18 protein-coding genes are annotated in these 18552 nt (G+C 62.4%); 11 read left to right on the plus strand and 7 right to left on the minus strand.

Annotated features, from left to right (window positions below):
• Nucleotide 1 precedes the first annotated feature (1 nt).
• Nucleotides 2-769: an alpha/beta fold hydrolase gene (locus P9217_RS20925; RefSeq protein WP_278087446.1), complete on the plus strand. Its 768-nt coding sequence runs from the start codon at nucleotides 2-4 to the stop codon at nucleotides 767-769.
• Between the two features lie 117 nt (nucleotides 770-886).
• Here P9217_RS20925 and speB read toward each other — a convergent pair whose 3' ends face one another.
• Nucleotides 887-1852, minus strand: a complete 966-nt coding sequence (speB, locus tag P9217_RS20930) for an agmatinase (RefSeq protein ID WP_127215142.1) — start codon at nucleotides 1850-1852, stop codon at nucleotides 887-889.
• A gap of 41 nt (nucleotides 1853-1893) precedes the next feature.
• Nucleotides 1894-2508: a hypothetical protein gene (locus P9217_RS20935; RefSeq protein WP_127241681.1), complete on the minus strand. Its 615-nt coding sequence runs from the start codon at nucleotides 2506-2508 to the stop codon at nucleotides 1894-1896.
• Nucleotides 2509-2629: 121 nt separating this feature from the next.
• Here P9217_RS20935 and cysE point away from each other — a divergent pair, with 121 nt between their 5' ends.
• Nucleotides 2630-3478: a serine O-acetyltransferase gene (cysE, locus tag P9217_RS20940; RefSeq protein WP_067328223.1), complete on the plus strand. Its 849-nt coding sequence runs from the start codon at nucleotides 2630-2632 to the stop codon at nucleotides 3476-3478.
• A 138-nt stretch (nucleotides 3479-3616) separates the two neighbouring features.
• Complete coding sequence (locus P9217_RS20945; RefSeq protein ID WP_040969488.1) at nucleotides 3617-3820, plus strand: DUF3126 family protein; 204 nt, start codon at nucleotides 3617-3619, stop codon at nucleotides 3818-3820.
• A 64-nt stretch (nucleotides 3821-3884) separates the two neighbouring features.
• Here P9217_RS20945 and P9217_RS20950 read toward each other — a convergent pair whose 3' ends face one another.
• Nucleotides 3885-4433, minus strand: a complete 549-nt coding sequence (locus tag P9217_RS20950; RefSeq protein ID WP_278087612.1) for a hypothetical protein — start codon at nucleotides 4431-4433, stop codon at nucleotides 3885-3887.
• 432 nt (nucleotides 4434-4865) lie between these two features.
• Here P9217_RS20950 and clpP point away from each other — a divergent pair, with 432 nt between their 5' ends.
• The 4 genes from clpP (at nucleotide 4866) to hupB (ending at nucleotide 10220) form a co-directional block, all read left to right on the plus strand.
• Nucleotides 4866-5495: an ATP-dependent Clp endopeptidase proteolytic subunit ClpP gene (gene clpP, locus P9217_RS20955; protein ID WP_066998854.1), complete on the plus strand. Its 630-nt coding sequence runs from the start codon at nucleotides 4866-4868 to the stop codon at nucleotides 5493-5495.
• 296 nt (nucleotides 5496-5791) lie between these two features.
• Nucleotides 5792-7066, plus strand: a complete 1275-nt coding sequence (gene clpX, locus P9217_RS20960; RefSeq protein WP_059185169.1) for an ATP-dependent Clp protease ATP-binding subunit ClpX — start codon at nucleotides 5792-5794, stop codon at nucleotides 7064-7066.
• A gap of 274 nt (nucleotides 7067-7340) precedes the next feature.
• Nucleotides 7341-9752 carry an endopeptidase La gene (gene lon / locus P9217_RS20965; RefSeq protein ID WP_067328448.1) on the plus strand — a complete coding sequence of 804 codons (2412 nt, stop codon included), beginning with the start codon at nucleotides 7341-7343 and terminating at the stop codon, nucleotides 9750-9752.
• 195 nt (nucleotides 9753-9947) lie between these two features.
• Nucleotides 9948-10220 carry a DNA-binding protein HupB gene (hupB, locus tag P9217_RS20970; protein ID WP_027166452.1) on the plus strand — a complete coding sequence of 91 codons (273 nt, stop codon included), beginning with the start codon at nucleotides 9948-9950 and terminating at the stop codon, nucleotides 10218-10220.
• A gap of 83 nt (nucleotides 10221-10303) precedes the next feature.
• On the opposite strand, the gene P9217_RS20975 is transcribed toward hupB, so the two are convergent.
• Nucleotides 10304-11326 carry an aldo/keto reductase gene (locus tag P9217_RS20975; RefSeq protein WP_127241427.1) on the minus strand — a complete coding sequence of 341 codons (1023 nt, stop codon included), beginning with the start codon at nucleotides 11324-11326 and terminating at the stop codon, nucleotides 10304-10306.
• Between the two features lie 188 nt (nucleotides 11327-11514).
• On the opposite strand from P9217_RS20975, the gene P9217_RS20980 reads away from it, so the two are divergent.
• Both P9217_RS20980 and P9217_RS20985 read left to right on the plus strand, forming a co-directional pair.
• A complete protein-coding gene (locus P9217_RS20980) occupies nucleotides 11515-12081 on the plus strand; it encodes an SIS domain-containing protein (protein WP_067328228.1) in 567 nt (188 codons plus the stop codon).
• A 4-nt stretch (nucleotides 12082-12085) separates the two neighbouring features.
• On the plus strand, nucleotides 12086-12829 hold the full coding sequence (locus tag P9217_RS20985; protein WP_067328230.1) for a creatininase family protein: 744 nt from the start codon (nucleotides 12086-12088) through the stop codon (nucleotides 12827-12829).
• Nucleotides 12830-12868: 39 nt separating this feature from the next.
• Here P9217_RS20985 and P9217_RS20990 read toward each other — a convergent pair whose 3' ends face one another.
• The 3 genes from P9217_RS20990 to P9217_RS21000 form a co-directional block, all read right to left on the minus strand.
• The gene (locus P9217_RS20990; RefSeq protein WP_067328232.1) at nucleotides 12869-13786 is read right to left on the minus strand and encodes a carbohydrate ABC transporter permease; all 918 of its coding nucleotides are present in this window, start codon (nucleotides 13784-13786) and stop codon (nucleotides 12869-12871) included.
• 8 nt (nucleotides 13787-13794) lie between these two features.
• On the minus strand, nucleotides 13795-14916 hold the full coding sequence (locus tag P9217_RS20995; RefSeq protein ID WP_278087447.1) for a sugar ABC transporter permease: 1122 nt from the start codon (nucleotides 14914-14916) through the stop codon (nucleotides 13795-13797).
• A 154-nt stretch (nucleotides 14917-15070) separates the two neighbouring features.
• The gene (locus P9217_RS21000) at nucleotides 15071-16735 is read right to left on the minus strand and encodes a sugar ABC transporter substrate-binding protein (RefSeq protein ID WP_067328234.1); all 1665 of its coding nucleotides are present in this window, start codon (nucleotides 16733-16735) and stop codon (nucleotides 15071-15073) included.
• 278 nt (nucleotides 16736-17013) lie between these two features.
• Between P9217_RS21000 and ugpC the strand changes: the two genes are divergently transcribed.
• Both ugpC and P9217_RS21010 read left to right on the plus strand, forming a co-directional pair.
• Nucleotides 17014-18072, plus strand: a complete 1059-nt coding sequence (ugpC, locus tag P9217_RS21005) for a sn-glycerol-3-phosphate ABC transporter ATP-binding protein UgpC (RefSeq protein ID WP_067328236.1) — start codon at nucleotides 17014-17016, stop codon at nucleotides 18070-18072.
• 24 nt (nucleotides 18073-18096) lie between these two features.
• Entirely contained in the window at nucleotides 18097-18549 is a 453-nt protein-coding gene (locus tag P9217_RS21010) for an RbsD/FucU family protein (protein ID WP_066998829.1), read from the plus strand.
• The last annotated feature ends 3 nt before the right edge of the window (nucleotides 18550-18552 follow it).

Consider the following 18552-nt stretch of genomic DNA (forward strand, 5'->3'; position numbering starts at 1 on the left):
GATGCAATATTTTTCCCATGACGGCTTCGAACTCGCTTACCTCGACCGCCCGCCGGCGTCCGGTCAGGGCGATCCGGTGCTGATGATCCACGGCTTCGCCTCCAGCCACTACGTCAATTGGGTCTCGCCGGGCTGGTTCAAGACGCTGAACGACGCGGGGTACCGCGCCATCGCCCTCGACAATCGCGGCCACGGTTCTTCGACGAAGAGCTACCAGGAGGCCGACTACACGCCGGCCAAGATGGCCGCGGACGCGGCCGCGCTGCTCGATCACCTCGGCATCGAGCACGCCCATGTGATGGGCTACTCGATGGGCGCGCGGGTATCCGCCTTCATGGCGTTGTCCAATCCGGACAAGGTGGCGACGCTGGTGTTCGGCGGCCTCGGCATCGGTCTTGTCGACGGCGTCGGCGACTGGGATCCAATCGCCGATGCGCTTCTGGCCGAGGATCCCGGTACGATCAGCCATGCGCGCGGCCGCTCGTTTCGCGCCTTCGCCGACCAGACGCGCAGCGACCGCCGGGCGCTGGCCGTCTGCATCGTCGGCTCACGCGCGTCAATGAGCGAGGACGATGTCGCGCGGATCGCCCAGCCGACCCTGATTGCCGTCGGGACCAAGGACGACATCGCCGGCTCGCCCGACCAGCTTGCCGCGCTGATGCCCGACGCAGAGGCTTTTCGCATCGAGGGCCGCGACCACATGCTTGCCGTCGGCGACAAGAGCTTCAAGCAGCGCGTGCTGGAGTTCTACGCCGAAAATCCGCTCTGACCCATACCGTCCGCTGCGGGCGAGGACGCGTCTAAAGCAGGTTGCGCGAAACGCGACCTGCTTTTGACCTTTGCGATGTCCTTTTCCCGAAACTGGAAGCACTTCGGGGAGAATGCTTTAGCCGCGCGTTCTCCTGTCGGCGATGGATTTCGCCATGACGCAAAGCAGCTCGAACATCATGGTCGCGCCGGCAAGCGCCGTCATGCCGCCAATATCAAAAGGAGGCGCGACCTCGACGACGTCGGCTCCGGCGAAATTCAATCCGTCGAGCAATCGAACCAGCTCCTGCACCTCGCGGGTGGTGAAGCCGCCGAGCTCCGGCGTGCCGGTGCCAGGGGCCATCGACGGATCGATGCAATCGATGTCGAAGGTCACGTAAGTGAGGCTGTCGCCGACAAGATCGCGTGCTTCCTGCATGACGGAAGCGGTGCCGCGTTTGACGAACTCTTCCATATATACGATGCGCACGCCCTGAGCGGTCGCCCAGTCGTGTTCGCCCGGCTCATAGATCGAGCCTCGAATTCCGATCTGGATAACCCGCTTCGGGTCGAGCAGCCCTTCCTCGATCGCGCGGCGAAAGGGCGTTCCGTGCGTATAGGGATTGTCGCCGAAGTAGCGGTCGTTCGTGTCGGAATGCGCGTCGAAGTGGATCATGCCGACGGGTTCCTTGCGGGCGATGGCGCGCAGCACCGGCAATGTCGTCAGATGATCGCCGCCGGCGGCCAAAGGGAGAGCGCCGTCAGCAACGATCGCGGCGATGCCGTCCTCGATGCGTTTCAAGCCGTCGAGCAAGTTGATGGGATTGACCGAGAGGTCTCCCACATCGGCGACATTGGCAATGCTGAACGGCTCGGTTCCCGACACGTGGTGGACGCGGCGCATCAGGCTCGACTGGTTCCTGATTTCGCGCGGACCATGGCGGGCGCCGGCCCGATTGGTCGTGCCGCCATCCCAAGGAATCCCGACAAGGGCAATATCGAGCCCCTTCGCGTTCGGCACCGCCGGCAGCCGCATGAAGGTGGAAAGCCCGGCAAATCGCGGCACCTGGGCGGCGTCGACGGGTTGGAAGAAGTTGTTTTCCATGGTTTCGGTCATCCCAGAGGCGTTCACGTTCGGCGTGGCGATCAGGTCTGTTGAGACTGGTCTTGCAGGACCTGCAGCGATCGGACCAGATTTTCCCTGGCCCGAGCCTCGAACCGATCGCGAAACGATTGTGTGTTGAAAATATGCGGACGGGCCAGGAAGCTCGTCAGGACAGCCGCGCGGCCGGCGCGCCAGATCGGTTCCTCGACCCAGCCATATTCGCGCCGGACCGCCTTCTCGTAGGCGTCGAAGCGGTTCGGGTCGGCACCGAGGATCGCGAGGTCCATGTCGAGGAAAAGGGCGGCATCACTCGCGGCACCCTCATCTTCGAGCGGCGGCAACTGGTGCGTGGCGGTGGCGCTGATCATGGCCAGAATCCGGGCAAGCCGGGCCGGGTCGGTGCGGCCGGAGAGCTTCCTTGCTGCGAGCACCGCGCTCTTTGCCTCGTTGTCCTTGGCGCGGCTGTCATAGACCGCGTCATGGAACCAGATCGCCGCTTCGACTGCTTCTGGATCGTCAAGAAGGTGCCGGTGTTCGGCTGCCAACGCCAGCATCGCTTCGATGTGAGGCAAGCCGTGATAGTCGCGATCCGCGGTCTGATAGAGCGCGGCAAGCTCGCTTTTCAGCGCATCGTCGATCAAGGGTTCGTTTTCCATCGCCGCTTGAATCTCGGTGAACCAAGTTCATTTGACAAAGCACTAAGGAAAATTGAGTTCAACCGTGTTATGATCTGGCCTATATGTGCCGCCGGATGAATGAGCAGGCCGGAGACCGTCGATGAACAGCGTTACGATAGCCCGCCCCAGCATGGTGCAGCCGGTCGACCCGATCTGGCGCGCGATCAGGGATGAGGCGATGGAAGCGGTAAACCGCGATCCGTTGCTGGCTGCTTTCCTCTATTCCACCATCCTCAACCAGGAGAGCCTGGAAGAAGCGGTCATTCACCGCCTGGCCGAGCGCCTGGCGCATCAGGATATCGGCTCCGACCTCATCCGGCAGACCTTCAAGGCCATGCTTGCCGACGATCCGGAGTGGAGCACGACGGTCCGCGTCGACATCCAAGCCTATTACGATCGCGACCCTGCCTGCGACCGCTTCATCATGCCGGTACTTTATTTCAAGGGCTTTCATGCCATCCAGACGCACCGTTTGGCGCATTGGCTGTGGAACCAGGGCCGCAGGGACTTCGCGCTCTACCTGCAGAGCCGCTCGTCCTCGGTGTTCCAGACCGATATCAACCCGGCCGCCCGCATCGGCAAGGGCATTTTCCTCGATCACGCCACCGGCCTGGTGGTCGGCCAGACCGCCGTCATCGAGGACGACGTCTCGATCCTGCACGGCGTGACACTGGGCGGCACGGGCAAGGCCAGCGGCGACCGCCATCCGAAGATCCGCCGCGGCGTCCTGATCGGTGCCGGCGCCAAGATCCTCGGCAACATAGAGATCGGCCATTGCTCGAAGATCGCGGCCGGTTCGGTGGTGCTGTCGCCCGTGCCGCACAACAAGACGGTCGCCGGCGTGCCGGCGCGTGTCGTCGGAGAGACCGGCTGCGACCAGCCTTCGCGACAGATGGACCAGCTCCTGCCCTCGCAGACGATGGACCACGTCGTCAGCTTCGACATCTGATTCTGCGGTCATCGCCAGCGGCCGGAGTCCGGTCGCCACTCCAGGCGTCGGTTGTTATGCTGCCGGCTTGCCTTTACATCGCCATCGTCGGCGTGTCAGAAGCGCGTTCCAACGAACAGCCGCATTCGGAGAAGACCTTTGAAGCCAGACGAAATCAGAAAGCTGGACGCCTACTTCAAGCGCGTCTTCCAGAATCCCAAGCTTCAGGTGAAGGCGCGCCCGCGCAAGGAAGACTCTGCCGAGGTCTATGTCGGCGACGAATTCCTCGGCATCGTCTTCAAGGACGAGGACGACGGCGACTATAATTTCTCGATGGCGATCCTCGACGTCGACCTGGCCTAAGCCGGCTTTCCGGCCGGGCTCGCCATGCCGCCCCGGTCGGAAACACCCCTGCGTGATTTTCCGGCTAGTCCACGCAGTGCCGCGGGATATGCACCCGCCGCCAGTCGGTCGAGCCTTCCCGCACCACCACCCGCCGCGCAACCCTCCGGTATGAGGGCGCGATTTCGGTGATGCGCCGCTCTCCTGGCCGCAGCAACACTTCGCGGGCGACGCCTTCGTATTCGGCCGGAAGGACGACGCGCCGGACGCGCTCCGGCTCGACGATGACCGTTTTGGCAACCCGCGCGTAGCGCGCCTTACGCCACACCTTGCATAGCACCTTGCGGCCGTGGATGACCCGCCATTCCCAGGCATAGCCGCCGTCATCCACCTTGACCGTGTGATAGACGGTGCGCGTCACGGCCGGCACGACTTCATAGCTGATGCGAGGCGTGGCGATCTGTTCGATGCTCTCGGTCGTGCCGTAGATCGGCGGGTCATAGTGGACGAGCTGGCCGCCGGGGCTCACCATCACGTCTTCATAGACCGTGTCGTAGATCGCCGGCCGATGCACCGGCTCGTAGCATTCGAACGTGCGGCCGCCGGCCGCGGCCTGCGACACGGCGGCAAGCATTGCGAGGCTGGTCGAGGCGAGCGATGCGGCACCCTTGCGAAGGGAGCTCTTGCAAAAGGAACTCGTGCAAAAGGAACTCTGGCTGAACATGACGTTCCCCCGTTGAAAAAAGGACGCCGGTTCAACGCGGGAGCGTATCGGAAGGTCCGCCATGGACGGGGATTTCACGGCTTGTCGTTAAGCAGCGCGGTTAAGAAACTGCTACCGTGGCGGCCGGGTAGCGCCCTCGCATTTCGGGCAAAGGGCCATCTCCGGCGCAACCCGCAGCATTTCCTTGGGCCGAGCCGCTTGCTTCGACTTAACCAGATGGCTAGGAGGGGCGGCCTTGCGCTAGGGTGAGCCGGCATCCTATTTAGGATTCAACGATCCAGAACCGATTCCGCCCGATTGCTCAGGTCTACGGCGCCGGAATCCATCCAACAAGGGTAGTCCATGAAGAACCCCGTCGAAACCTACATGAACCTCGTTCCGATGGTGGTCGAGCAGACCAATCGCGGCGAGCGTGCCTACGACATCTTCTCCCGCCTGTTGAAGGAACGCATCATCTTCATCACCGGCCCGGTCGAGGACGGGATGGCGACGCTGGTTTGTGCACAGCTTTTGTTCCTCGAGGCGGAGAACCCCAAGAAGGAAATCAACCTGTACATCAACTCGCCGGGCGGTGTGGTGACATCGGGCATGGCGATCTACGACACCATGCAGTTCATCAAGCCGGCGGTATCGACGCTCTGCATCGGCCAGGCAGCCTCGATGGGCTCGTTGCTGCTTTGCGCCGGCCACAAGGATATGCGGTTTGCCACGCCGAACGCCCGTGTCATGGTCCATCAGCCGTCCGGTGGCTTCCAGGGCCAGGCGTCGGACATCGAACGTCATGCGCAGGACATCATCAAGCTGAAGCGCCGCTTGAACGAGGTCTATGTCAAGCACACCGGCAAGAGCTATGACGAGATCGAGCGGACGCTCGACCGCGACCATTTCATGACCGCCGACGAGGCCAAGGAGTTTGGTCTGATCGACAAGGTCATCACGACGCGCGAACTTGGCGAAACCCCCGCCGCATAGGCTCTGATTGGGGGCTGAATGGCGGGATAACGCGCTTTTGGCGCGGCTTGCGGCATTTCGGCCACAATTGCCTGTTCCCTCAAGGTTCGGGATTGCCTACGTTAAGGCTATGTTGATTTTCGACGGCTTAGCTTTGCATGGGGTTGCTGCGAATCATTGTCGCGTTTTCTGATTGTGTTTCGGACGGAATGCGCTGTGTGAGCCGGGGCACTGGCGCCGGCGGATTCCTGCGATAGATTGGTGAGACGCCAATGCGACCAGACCATCGGCTGGCAGGGCGGTGAAAGGACAGAAAAATGAGCAAAGTTAGCAACAATGGCGGCGATTCAAAGAACACGCTCTATTGCTCGTTTTGCGGCAAAAGCCAGCACGAAGTGCGCAAGCTGATCGCCGGTCCGACCGTCTTCATCTGCGACGAGTGCGTCGAACTCTGCATGGACATCATCCGCGAGGAGAACAAGACCTCGATGGTGAAGTCGCGCGAGGGCGTGCCGACCCCGCAAGAGATCCTCAAGGTTCTCGACGACTATGTCATCGGCCAGCCCTACGCCAAGCGGGTGCTGTCGGTGGCGGTCCACAACCACTACAAGCGCCTCGCGCATGCCGGCAAGAACAACGACGTCGAATTGGCAAAGTCGAACATCCTGCTGATCGGGCCGACCGGCTGCGGCAAGACGCTGCTCGCCCAGACGCTCGCCCGCATCATCGACGTGCCTTTCACCATGGCCGACGCCACGACGCTGACCGAAGCCGGTTACGTCGGCGAGGACGTCGAGAACATCATCCTGAAGCTCTTGCAGTCGGCCGACTACAATGTCGAACGTGCGCAGCGCGGCATCGTCTATATCGATGAGATCGACAAGATCTCGCGCAAGTCGGACAACCCGTCGATCACCCGCGACGTCTCGGGCGAGGGCGTGCAGCAGGCGCTGTTGAAGATCATGGAAGGCACGGTGGCCTCCGTGCCGCCGCAGGGCGGCCGCAAGCACCCGCAGCAGGAATTCCTGCAGGTCGACACCGCCAACATCCTGTTCATCTGCGGCGGCGCCTTTGCCGGACTGGACAAGATCATCTCGGATCGCGGCCGCAAGACCTCGATCGGCTTCGGCGCAACCGTGGCGTCGCCCGAGGATCGCCGCACGGGCGACCTGTTCCGCCAGGTCGAGCCGGAGGATCTTTTGAAATTCGGCCTGATCCCGGAATTCGTCGGCCGTCTGCCGGTTCTGGCGACGCTCGAGGACCTCGACGAGCCGGCGCTGATCCAGATCCTGACGGAGCCGAAAAACGCGCTGGTCAAGCAGTATCAGCGGCTGTTCGAGATGGAGAATGTGGATCTCACCTTCCACGAGAACGCGCTGTCGGCGATCGCCAAGCGCGCCATCGAGCGCAAGACCGGCGCGCGCGGCCTGCGTTCCATCATGGAAGCGATCCTGCTCGATACGATGTTCGAGCTCCCGGCGCTGGAAGGCGTGCGCGAGGTGGTGATCTCGGAAGAGGTGGTCTCGGGTAACGCCCGGCCGCTTTACATCTATTCCGAGCAGAAGGAAAAGAAGGGCAATGTCAGCGCCTGAAATGGCACTGATCCGGCAAATTTTCATGGAACGGCGCCCGTGTGGCGCCGTTTTGCTGTGAGGGGCTTACCTGTAGGTGATGGAGTGGCTGATCAAAGCATGCTAACCCTTGATCTTTGCACCGCCCGCATCCACCTAACAGCGGAAGGCCGAGGGCCTGAATTCTGCGCTGTAAAATTCCCGTCACAAACGGTGGTAGGCGGAACGACGCTCGGTCGTTAATATAAGATTCGCGGTTGGCTCAATTAGCGGCCGCGACATGAAAGGTTGGACAATGGCCAAAATATCCAGGGCTTCCGGCGACGGCGTGTTTGCAGTCCTCCCACTGCGCGACATCGTCGTGTTCCCGCACATGATCGTCCCGCTCTTTGTCGGGCGTGAAAAGTCGATCAAGGCGCTGGAAGAAGTGATGGGTCAGGAAAAGCAGATCCTGCTTGCCACCCAGATGAACGCAGCCGACGATGATCCTGAACCCGATGCGATTTTCGACATCGGCACGCTCGCCAATGTGCTGCAGCTCCTGAAGCTTCCCGATGGCACTGTGAAGGTGCTGGTCGAGGGCGCCTCGCGCGCCAAGATCGTCTCGTTCACCGAACGTGCCGACTTCCACGAGGCCCGCGCGACCGCGTTGGTCGAGCCGGAGGAGGAAGAGGTCGAAATCGAGGCGCTGGCCCGCTCGGTCGTCACCGACTTCGAAAACTACGTCAAGCTGAACAAGAAGATTTCGCCCGAAGTGGTAGGTGCCGCCAGTCAGATCGACGACTATTCCAAGCTCGCCGACACCGTTGCCTCGCACCTGGCCATCAAGATCCCCGAGAAGCAGGAGATGCTCGCCACGCTCTCCGTCAAGGAGCGTCTCGAGAAGGCGATGGGCTTCATGGAAGCCGAGATCTCCGTGCTCCAGGTGGAGAAGCGCATCCGCAGCAGAGTCAAGCGCCAGATGGAGAAGACGCAGCGCGAGTACTACCTCAACGAGCAGATGAAGGCGATCCAGAAGGAGCTCGGGGAGGGCGAGGACGGCCGCGACGAGGCTGCCGAGATCGAGGCGCGCATCAAGAAGACCAAGCTTTCCAAGGAAGCCCGCGAGAAGGCGGAAGCCGAATTGAAGAAGCTGCGGTCGATGTCGCCGATGTCGGCTGAATCGACGGTCGTGCGCAACTATCTCGACTGGCTGCTGTCGATCCCGTGGGGCAAGAACTCCAAGGTCAAGCAGGATCTCGGCTACGCCCAGGACGTGCTCGACGCCGATCACTTCGGCCTCGACAAGGTCAAGGAGCGCATCGTCGAGTATCTCGCCGTGCAGAGCCGTCAGAAGAAGATCAAGGGTCCGATCCTGTGCCTCGTCGGCCCGCCCGGCGTCGGCAAAACCTCGCTCGGCAAGTCGATTGCCAAGGCCACGGGGCGTGAGTTCATCCGAATGGCGCTCGGCGGCGTGCGCGACGAGGCCGAGATCCGCGGTCACAGGCGGACCTATATCGGCTCGATGCCCGGCAAGGTCATCCAGTCGATGAAAAAGGCCAAGAAGTCCAACCCCCTCTTCCTGCTCGACGAAATCGACAAGATGGGCCAGGACTTCCGCGGCGATCCGTCGTCGGCCCTGCTCGAGGTGCTCGATCCGGAGCAGAACTCGACGTTCATGGACCATTACCTCGAAGTCGAATACGACCTGTCGAGCGTAATGTTCGTGACGACGGCGAACACGCTGAACATCCCTGCGCCCCTGATGGACCGCATGGAGATCATCCGCATCGCCGGCTACACCGAGGACGAGAAGATCGAGATCGCCAAGCGGCACCTGATGCCGAAGGTGATCCGCGATCACGCGCTGCAGCCGAACGAGTTCTCGGTCGGCGAGGACGCGATCCGCGGCATCATCCAGACCTACACCCGTGAAGCGGGCGTCAGAAGCCTCGAGCGCGAGCTGATGAAGCTCGGGCGCAAGGCGGTGACCGAGATCCTGAAGACGAAGAAGAAGACGGTGAAGATCACGGCCGACAACCTCGCCGATTATCTCGGCGTGCCGCGCTTCCGCTTCGGTCAGGTCGAGGCCGACGATCAGGTCGGCGTCGTCACGGGTCTTGCCTGGACGGAAGTCGGCGGCGAGCTGCTCACCGTCGAGGGCGTCATGATGCCCGGCAAGGGACGCATGACGGTGACCGGCAACCTGCGCGACGTGATGAAGGAATCGATCTCTGCGGCGGCCTCTTACGTCCGCTCGCGGGCCATCGATTTCGGCATCGAGCCGCCGCTGTTCGACAAGCGCGACATCCACGTCCACGTGCCGGAGGGCGCGACCCCCAAGGACGGCCCGTCGGCGGGTGTGGCGATGGTGACGGCGATCGTGTCCGTGCTCACGGGTATTCCGGTCCGCGCCGATGTGGCAATGACCGGCGAGGTGACGCTGCGGGGCAGGGTGCTGCCAATCGGCGGCCTGAAGGAGAAGCTGCTTGCCGCGCTGCGCGGCGGCATCAAGAAGGTGCTGATCCCGGAAGACAATGCCAAGGACCTGGCGGAGATCCCGGACAACGTGAAGAACAACATGGAGATCATTCCGGTGTCGCGGGTCGGCGAGGTGCTGAGGCACGCGCTGGTCAGGATGCCGGAGCCGATCGAATGGGTCGAGCCGGTCAATCCGCCGGCCGGCGCGGACGCCGGCGACGACGCCGGCAAGTCGCTTGCGCATTAGTTTCTTCTAAGGTTGCAATGCACAAAGAGAGAGCCGGGCTTTCAGCCCGGCTTTTTCATGTGAAAAATCTCCGAAAAAGTGGAAAAAAGCCCGGAATTCTGCGGTTTTCGGCTTGGGTTCCGGAACGCTTCTTTCTAAAGTCCGTTTCCTGCCGGATGAGTCGTAGTTCCGGTTTTCTCATGGAAGGGAATTTTTATGAACAAGAACGAACTGGTGTCCGCCGTCGCCGACTCCGCAAGCATTTCGAAGGCTGATGCGCAGTCCGCCGTCGATGCGGTGTTCTCTGTGATCACTGGCGAACTGAAGAAGGGCGGCGATGTCCGGCTTGTCGGCTTCGGAAATTTCACCGTGTCAAAACGTGCTGCTTCGACCGGCCGCAACCCGCAGACCGGCGCGGAAGTGAAGATTCCGGCGCGCACCGTGCCGAAGTTCTCGGCCGGCAAGGGCCTCAAGGACGCGGTCAACTAAGACCTTTTCTTTTTAAGATCAGATGAGCCGGGCTTGCCCGGCTCTTCCTTTTTGTGACCCGCGGCAGGGGCACATGTGCGGCATCAGCCGGTAGGCGCGTCGGCGCGCATCAGGCCTTCTTGCTTGAGATCCGCCCACAAGGCTGCCGGGATCTTGACGTCGAGCAGCGCACGGTTGCTTTCGACTTCGGCCGGCCGTTGGCCGCCGGGTATTACCGACATGACGGAAGGGTGCCGCAGCGGGAACTGCAACGCCGCCTCGATCAGACGCACGCCATGGCGCTTGCAGACCGCCTCGATGCGTGCCACGCGATCGAGCACGTCTTTTGGCGCCTCTGTGTAGTTGTAGAAGGCGCCGGGCTTCGGCCCTGTCGCCAGGATGCCGGAATTGTAGGGCCCGCCAAGAACGATGCCGATGCCGCGCTTCTCGCAGAGCGGCAGAAAGCTCGCAAGCGCATCCTGCTCGAGCAGCGTGTAGCGGCCGGCGAGCAGAAAGAGGTCGAAATCGCCGCGCTCGGCGAGCGTCTGGCAAACCTGCCACTCGTTGATACCGCCTCCGAAGGCCTTGATCACGCCCTGGTCACGCAGCGCGAGCAGCGCGTAATAGCCCGAAGACATGAACTCCTCGATGCGCCGGTCGGAAGCCTCCTTGCTGCCATGGGTGAAGATGTCGACATCGTGCACATAAAGGATGTCGATGCGGTCGACGCCGAGACGCTCCAGCGAGGCCTCGAAGGAACGCATCACGCCGTCGTAACTGTAATCGTAAACTTCCCGGCGCGAGGGCGTCTCGAAGAACTTGCCGATGCCGGTTCGCTGGTCGGGCGCAGAGACGCGCATGAGGCGGCCGACCTTGCTCGACAGCACATAGTCGTCGCGTTTCTTGCCGCGCAGAAAGGGGTTGAGCCGGGTTTCGGAAAGGCCAAGGCCATAGAGCGGAGCGGTGTCGAAATAGCGGCAGCCGGTTTTCCATGCCGCCTCCAGCGCGGCATTGGCATCCTCGTCCGAGACGGCGCGGTAGAGATTGCCGAGCGGCGCGGTGCCGAAACCAAGCTCGGTGAAGGTGATGCCGCCATTGCCGATGCGGTCGAAATGCCGTGTCTTCATATCCGCACGATGTCCTGGATTGATTTTTCTGACATGACACTATCACGCCGGTGGCACAGCAAAAGCGCCGAGGCTCGTTGGACACGAATTTTCGCGGTGATAGCATGAACGAAAACAAGCGTTTCGCGCCGAACGCGACCGCAAAGCCGCATGCCTATCAAGACATCGGCAGACAGGATTAGGCAGCCATGACGCAAGCCGGATCGGAGTTGTTTGCGACAGCGCTGGGCGAACTCGGCGCCGTGTTGGGGCGCATCGATGACGGTCGGGTTGACGCCGCCTGCGCAATGCTCGCCGGCGCTGGCAAGATCGTCGTCTATGGCTGCGGCCGCGAAGCGCTGCAGGTCAAGGGTTTCGCAATGCGGCTCTTCCATCTCGGCCTGCCGGTTTCGGTGGTCGGCGATATGACCACGCCGCCACTCGGCCAGGGCGATGTATTCCTGGCGAGTTCCGGACCGGGCGAGACCGCCACCGTTCTCACCTTGATGCGCGTGGCCAGGGCGGCCGGCACCAAGGTGGTGTTGCTCACGGCCGAACCGGCGGGCAGCGCGGCAAAGCTTTCGGACTTCACGCTGCTCGTTCCGGCCCAGACCATGGCGAGCGACCAAGGCGCCGCCAGAAGCTCGGTGCTGCCGATGGGCTCGCTGTTCGAGGCAGCGCTTTTCCTGTTGTTCGAGGTGATGGTGCTGAAACTCGAGGCGCTCACCGGCGCAACGCCGGAGACGATGCGCGCCCGGCACACCAACATGGAGTAGGGGCATGCGCTACGAACTGATGCTGCCGCACCAGATCCGCAAGGCGATCGAGGAGAACTGGCCGGTCGCGCTGCCGCTCGGCGTGCTCGAATACCATGGCGAGCACATGGCGGTCGGCATGGACACGCTGGCCGTCATCAAGACGCTCGAGCTTATCGAGAAGGAGCGGGACATCGTCATCCTGCCGCCCTTCTATTATGGCGCGGCGAGTTATGCCGTGGCGCCGCCGGAAGGCAGCGGCTCGGTGCAGGTCGGCGGTCCGGTGCTGGCGCCCTTTGCGGAGGAATTGTTCTACGGCCTGCTGCGCATCGGCTTCCGCAACATCCACGCCATCATCCATCACCAGACCGAGAATTTCGTTGCCGGCATGCCGACCGATCTCGCCTTCAAGACCGCCGGCCGGCAGGCGATTTTCCGCTTCCTGGAGAAGGAACGCGGCGAGGGCTGGTGGGGCTCGGACACGATGGTCGATTACTATGCCGGCCATGCCCAGGGCGAGAACGTCTTCAACTGGGTGCAGGTGCACCCGCTGATGCCGGCCACAATGACCGGCAAATATCCGTTCGACCATGCCGGCATCGGCGAGACATCGCTGATGCAGGCGCTATGTCCCGAAGCGGTGGATGCCGGTCATTTCGCGGATAATACCGGCTGGTACACAAAAGGCGCATCGGATGCGTCGGCCGAGCTGGGCCGGAAGGGTGTGGCGATGATCCTCGAGCATTTGCGGGCGATATTGCGGGTCTAGCTCAACTTCTCCCCACAAGAAGGGGGAAGGGCACGGCGCCTACTTCACCGAACCGGCCGTCATGCCCATGATCAGATAGCGTTCGAGCGCGATGCCGATGATCGCCAGCGGCGTGATGGCTGCCGTCGCCAGGGCTGCCATCGACCACCAGTTGATACCTTGCGAGCCGGTCTGGCTCGCCACCATCACGGGGATGGTCTTGGCATCCGTCGACGTCAGAAGGGCGGCGAAGAAATATTCGTTCCAGCAGAGCACCATCGCCAGGATGAAGGCGGCGACCATGCCGGGGAGCGCGATCGGCATGACAATGCGGAAGAAGGCGCCCCAGATCGACAGGCCGTCGACGAGTGCCGCCTCCTCGAGCTCGACGGGAATGGAGTTGAACTGGTCGCGCATGATCCAGATGACGATCGGCAGCACCATCAGCGTGTAGAGGAGCACAAGGCCGATGCGGGTGTCGAGCAGGGCCACTTCGCGGTAAAGCACCAGGAAGGGCAGCGCCAGCACCACGGGCGGCAGGATCAGCTGCGAGAGGAAGAAGAAGGAGATGTCCTCGTTCTTGAACCAGGCGAACTTGTAGCGGTAACGCGTCAGGCCATAGGCGGCCAGGCTGCCGATAATGATGGCGAGGCTCGACGCGCCGACAGAGGTAATGACCGAGTTCATGAAGCGTTTCAGGAACTCGTCGCGCACCGTCGAGGTCTGGACGATCGAATCCGGCGACAGGCCGAGTGAGCGCCAGCCCTTCCAGTCTGGCTGGAAGTCGACGAAGGGGATGAGGTGCCCCTGCGTGACATCGACCGCCGACTTGAACGAAGTGGTGATCGTCCAATAGATCGGGAACAGGCAGACGAAGGACCAGAACACCAGGGCGCCATAGATGAAGACGCGGCTGGCGAGGAAGGCCGCCGGGGAGCGGATTTCGGAAACGGTATATTCGGTGGTCTGGACGCTCATATGGACGCTCAGTTGACGTTGCGCACGAAGCGACTGGCGAGCTTCAGCAGCCAGGTGACAAACACGACGATGATGATCAGATAGACCATGGCGAGCATGGTGCCGTAGCCGACATTCGAACGGTCGCGATATTCGCGGTAGATGAAGCTCGAAACGGAATCGGTGGCGCCGCCGGGCCCGCCGGACGTCACCGTAATGATGATGTCGGCGAGCTTCAGCTTGAAGATGATGCGCAGGATCACCGCCGTCACGGACACGGGCAGCATCAGCGGGAAGGTAACCTGCCAGAAGGTCTGCCATGTCGTCGCGCCGTCGACGCGCGCCGCCTCGATCACCTCGCGCGACATTGCCTGCAGGCCGGCGAGCAGCATGATCATCATGAACGGAATGAAGGTCCAGGCGTCGAGCACCATGATCGAGATGCGCGCAATGATCGGGTCGGAGAAGAAGGCGGGATTGTCCCAGCCGAGATGGCGCGCCAGCGTCGATGCCGGTCCGAACCGGTATTCCATCAGCGACTTGCCAACCATCCAGGAGACCGCCACCGGCGACAGCATGAGCGGCAGCAGGAAGACCACACGGAAGAATTTTCTGGCGCGGATCTGCGCGTTGAGCAGCAGCGCCAGTCCGAAGGCGATGACATATTCGACCAGCACCGCCAGCACATAGAGGACCATGTTGAAGAGCGCGTTGCGGTAGTAGGGGTCGGCCAGCATCTGCCAGAAATTGTCGAGACCGTTGAACCTGCGGCCAGCGAAGGAGCTGAGATTCCAGTCGGTCAGCGCGATATAGAAGCCGAACAGCGTCGGGAAGATCACCATGGCGACGGTGAAGAGCAGCGCCGGCAGCAGGAACAGCGCGCGCTGGCCGTCCTCGCCGCGCGTCAGCACTTGCCAGGCGCCGAGCGCCACGCCCCACAGCATATAGGCGTAGACCACCGGACGCCAGGTATAGAAGCCGATCGTGTCGACCTCAGTCTTGTAAAGGATCTGCATGACGATCGTCGCCAGCAGCACGAGCGTCGCGGCGATCATCAGGGCCCAGCCGAGGCGCTTGCGGCCGGGCGGGATCAGATCGGCCGCCGCGGAGTTAGCCGGCCATGCATTGGCGGTCGAAGTCTGCTCAGCCACGCCTCTCGCCTCTACCTTTTGTTCTGATGCAATTCCGGAGGAAAACCGTTTCACGCTTTTCCTGCAATTGCTGGAAGTCCAAATGACCGGCCATTGCCGGTCAACATGCGGCCCGGCGACGAGGTCGCCGGGCCGCGACTTCTCATGGGACAGCCTACATGCCGAGCGAGGCTTTGTAGAGCTTGATTTGGTTCTCGCGGCCGATCTGGTCGGTCAGCTTCTCCCAGGCGGCGGCAATGGCATCCGCACCTTCCTGCGCCTTCATCTTGCCGGCGAAGGTGTTGGCCAGGATGTCCTCGGCGGCGCTGTAATACTGGAAGATGCCGGGGATGCGCGGCTCGATCGCGGCGTTCGGATGGTTGTAGGAGTCGCCCTCCGACTTAAGATAGGAGGTGATGAAGGCCTCGTCATAGCCGGCCGCCACCCATTCCGGAATGTTGAAATGGGAGTTGCGGTAGGGCTGGAAGCCGGAAGGATAGGCCGCGCACCACAGCGACAGATCCTTGCCGCCGAGATGGGCCGCCGCCGACCACGCCGCCTTCTTCTTCTTCTCGTCGCTGTCGACGCGGGCCATGACATAGACGCCCCAGCCGAGATAGGCGCAGTTCGGCGCATAGTTCGGGCCGCTGGCCAGCTTGTCCCACTTGCCGGTCTTCGAATTGTAGACGTCGTCCGAGCCCGGCAGGATCGAGAAGCCGGTGACGTCGCCGATGACCGAGGAGTCGTTGGTCTTGACGTTGGAGCCGATATCGCCCCACCACGGGATCATCGAGCCAGTGCCGGCCAGGAACTGCTGGAAGCCGGTGGTGTTCGGATCGGCGTTGATCTGATCCGGCGGCTCCGAGGGCAGGGCGTCGATGACGTCCTGGATGGCCCGCACCCAAGCCGGGTTGTTGATGCGCGGCTTCATCGTATCCGGATCGAACAGCCAGGCCTTGTCGTCGGGGTGCTTGGCATAGGCAGAGGCGCGGCTGCCGAGGAAGTAGAAACCGAAGCCGCCCCAGGGCTTGGGCGCGTCGAGATAGCCATAGACGTCCTGGCCCTTGAACTGCTTGCCCTTGAGGAACTTGGTGACGGCCTGCACTTCCTGCCAAGTCTTGGGCACGCCCCATTCGGTCGTCGCGCCGCTCTCCTTCCAGGCCTTCGCGAGGTCGGGATCGGAGAATACGTCGGTGCGGTAGTTGAAGTTGTGCGTATCGCCGTCGATGGTCACGCGATACTGCTTGCCGTCCCAGGTGCCGACCGGCGGCTTGAGGTAGTTGACGAGATCGTCCATGTCGATCTGCTTCTTGACCCAGTCGGGCATCTCCGAGGTGAGGCCCTTGCCGCAGACGTCGCCCTCGAAGGGCGCACCCATCTCGATGATGTCGAAGTCGACGGTTTTGGTCGCGATCGACTGTTGCAGACGGGCGTTGTAGTCGGCCTGGGCGAGGTCGATCCAGCTGATCTTGGCGCCGGTATAGGCCTCCCACGGCTTCAGGAAGCCGCGGAACAGCACGTTGTGCAGGTTCTGGTTGTTGAGGCCCATGAAGGTGAGCTCGACACCGGCGAACTCGCCTTGCTTGACGTTGGCCTTGGTCGCTTCCAGGCAGAGCTCACCGACTTTCTGGAAGTCGGCGTCCGTCGGCTGGCCTTTGCCGACGCCGGGTATCTGCAGGATTTTCGCGCGCAGGTCGTCGGCGGCAGCCGCCGGCCTGGTCAGCGCGCCAAGCCCCGTGCCGGACGCCGCTGCGAGCGCCGCCATGCTGGCCGCGCCCTTCAGCAAATCGCGGCGGGTCGCCCCGGCACGCACCAGTTTTTCGTAAAGATCGACTCTCATCTCAAGGTTCCTCCCAGAACTTCAGTCGTGAATTGATTCTGCCAATCTCTCGACGTCGAAACGTCTGCGGTTCTCCTATACCATAGGGCAGCGTGGGACCCCACCCTGCGTCGCCTGGAGATCCGATTTTCGGGACAAGGACCGGCATTCGGATTGGCACTCGTCACTATTCGCGTAATCGATTACCTTGTCAACAAGATTGGCTTTTTATCTATAAGATACCGACTTGCCCTTGCCGTTGGCAATGGCTAGCTTCACCGAAAAAGATAGGGGAGACAATGGCTCAAGTCGCGATCGCCAATGTGGCCAAGGCTTTCGGAACCGTCAAGGTTCTACATGAGGTCAGCGTCGATATCGCCGACGGTCAATTCGTCGTCCTGGTCGGCCCTTCGGGCTGCGGCAAGTCCACGCTGCTGCGGATGGTGGCGGGGCTGGAAACGGTTTCCGGCGGAACGATTTCGATCGGCGACCGCATCGTCAACAACCTGCCGCCGGCCAAGCGCGACATCGCCATGGTGTTCCAGAACTACGCGCTCTATCCGCACAAGACGGTGGAGCAGAACATGGCTTTCGCGCTGAAGCTGCGCGGCACCGATCCGGCCATCGTCGCCGAGCGGGTGAAGCGTGCGGCCGACATCCTCGACCTCAATCCCTATCTCAAGCGCTATCCGCGCCAGCTTTCCGGCGGCCAGCGCCAGCGCGTCGCCATGGGCCGCGCGATCGTGCGCAACCCGCAGGTGTTTCTGTTCGACGAGCCGCTCTCAAACCTCGATGCCAAGCTGCGCGTGCAGATGCGCACCGAGATCAAGGAACTGCATCAGCGGCTGAAGACCACCACCATCTACGTCACACACGACCAGATCGAGGCCATGACCATGGCCGACAAGATCGTGGTGATGCGCGACGGCCGCATCGAGCAGATCGGCGCGCCGCTGCAACTGTTCGACCGGCCGGCCAACCTGTTCGTCGCGGGCTTCATCGGCTCGCCGGCGATGAACCTGCTCAAGGGCACGGTGAAGAAGGGTGAAAGGTCCGAGGTCGACATAGCAGGCTCGGCCTTTCCGATGCCTGCCAGCATCGCCGCGGCGGACGGCCAGGCCGTCGTCTATGGCGTCCGTCCCGAGCATCTGGAGATCCATCCCGACGGTGTGGCGTCCACGATTTCGGTGGTCGAGCCGACCGGCTCGGAAACGCTGGTGTTCGTGCGCTTCGGCGAGGGCGAGATGGTGGCGCTGTTCCGCGAGCGTCACGACTTCAAGCCTGGCGATACGCTGAAGCTCAGGCCGCGGCTCGACCATGTCCATCTCTTCGACGCAGGGACCGGCAAGCGTCTCTGACCGCAAACACACATCGAGGAAACCATGCTCAAAGGGATCAATCCGCTGCTCAACGCCGACGTGCTCCAGGCCCTGCGGGCGATGGGGCACGGCGACGACCTGATCATCGCCGACACCAATTTCCCATCCGACTCCGTCGCCAAGCAGACGGTGCTCGGCAAGCTGCTGCGCATCGATGCGCCGGCGGCCGAAGTGGTGAAGGCGGTGCTGTCGCTCTATCCGCTGGACAGCTTCGTCAACGACGCGGCCGCGCGCATGGAGATCGTCGGCAAGCCGAACGAGATCCCGCCGGTGCAGAAGGAGGTGCAGCAGGAAATCGACGCGGCCGAGGGCAAACCCTGGCCGATGATCTCGATCGAGCGCTACGCCTTCTACGAGCGGGCGAAGAAGGCGTATTGCGTCATCCAGACCGGTGAGCGCCGCTTCTATGGCTGCTTTGCCTTCCGCAAGGGCGTCATTCCGCCGGATGCGGAGTAAGGA

It is taken from the genome of Mesorhizobium sp. WSM4989, from assembly GCF_029625795.1.
GTDB lineage: Bacteria > Pseudomonadota > Alphaproteobacteria > Rhizobiales > Rhizobiaceae > Mesorhizobium.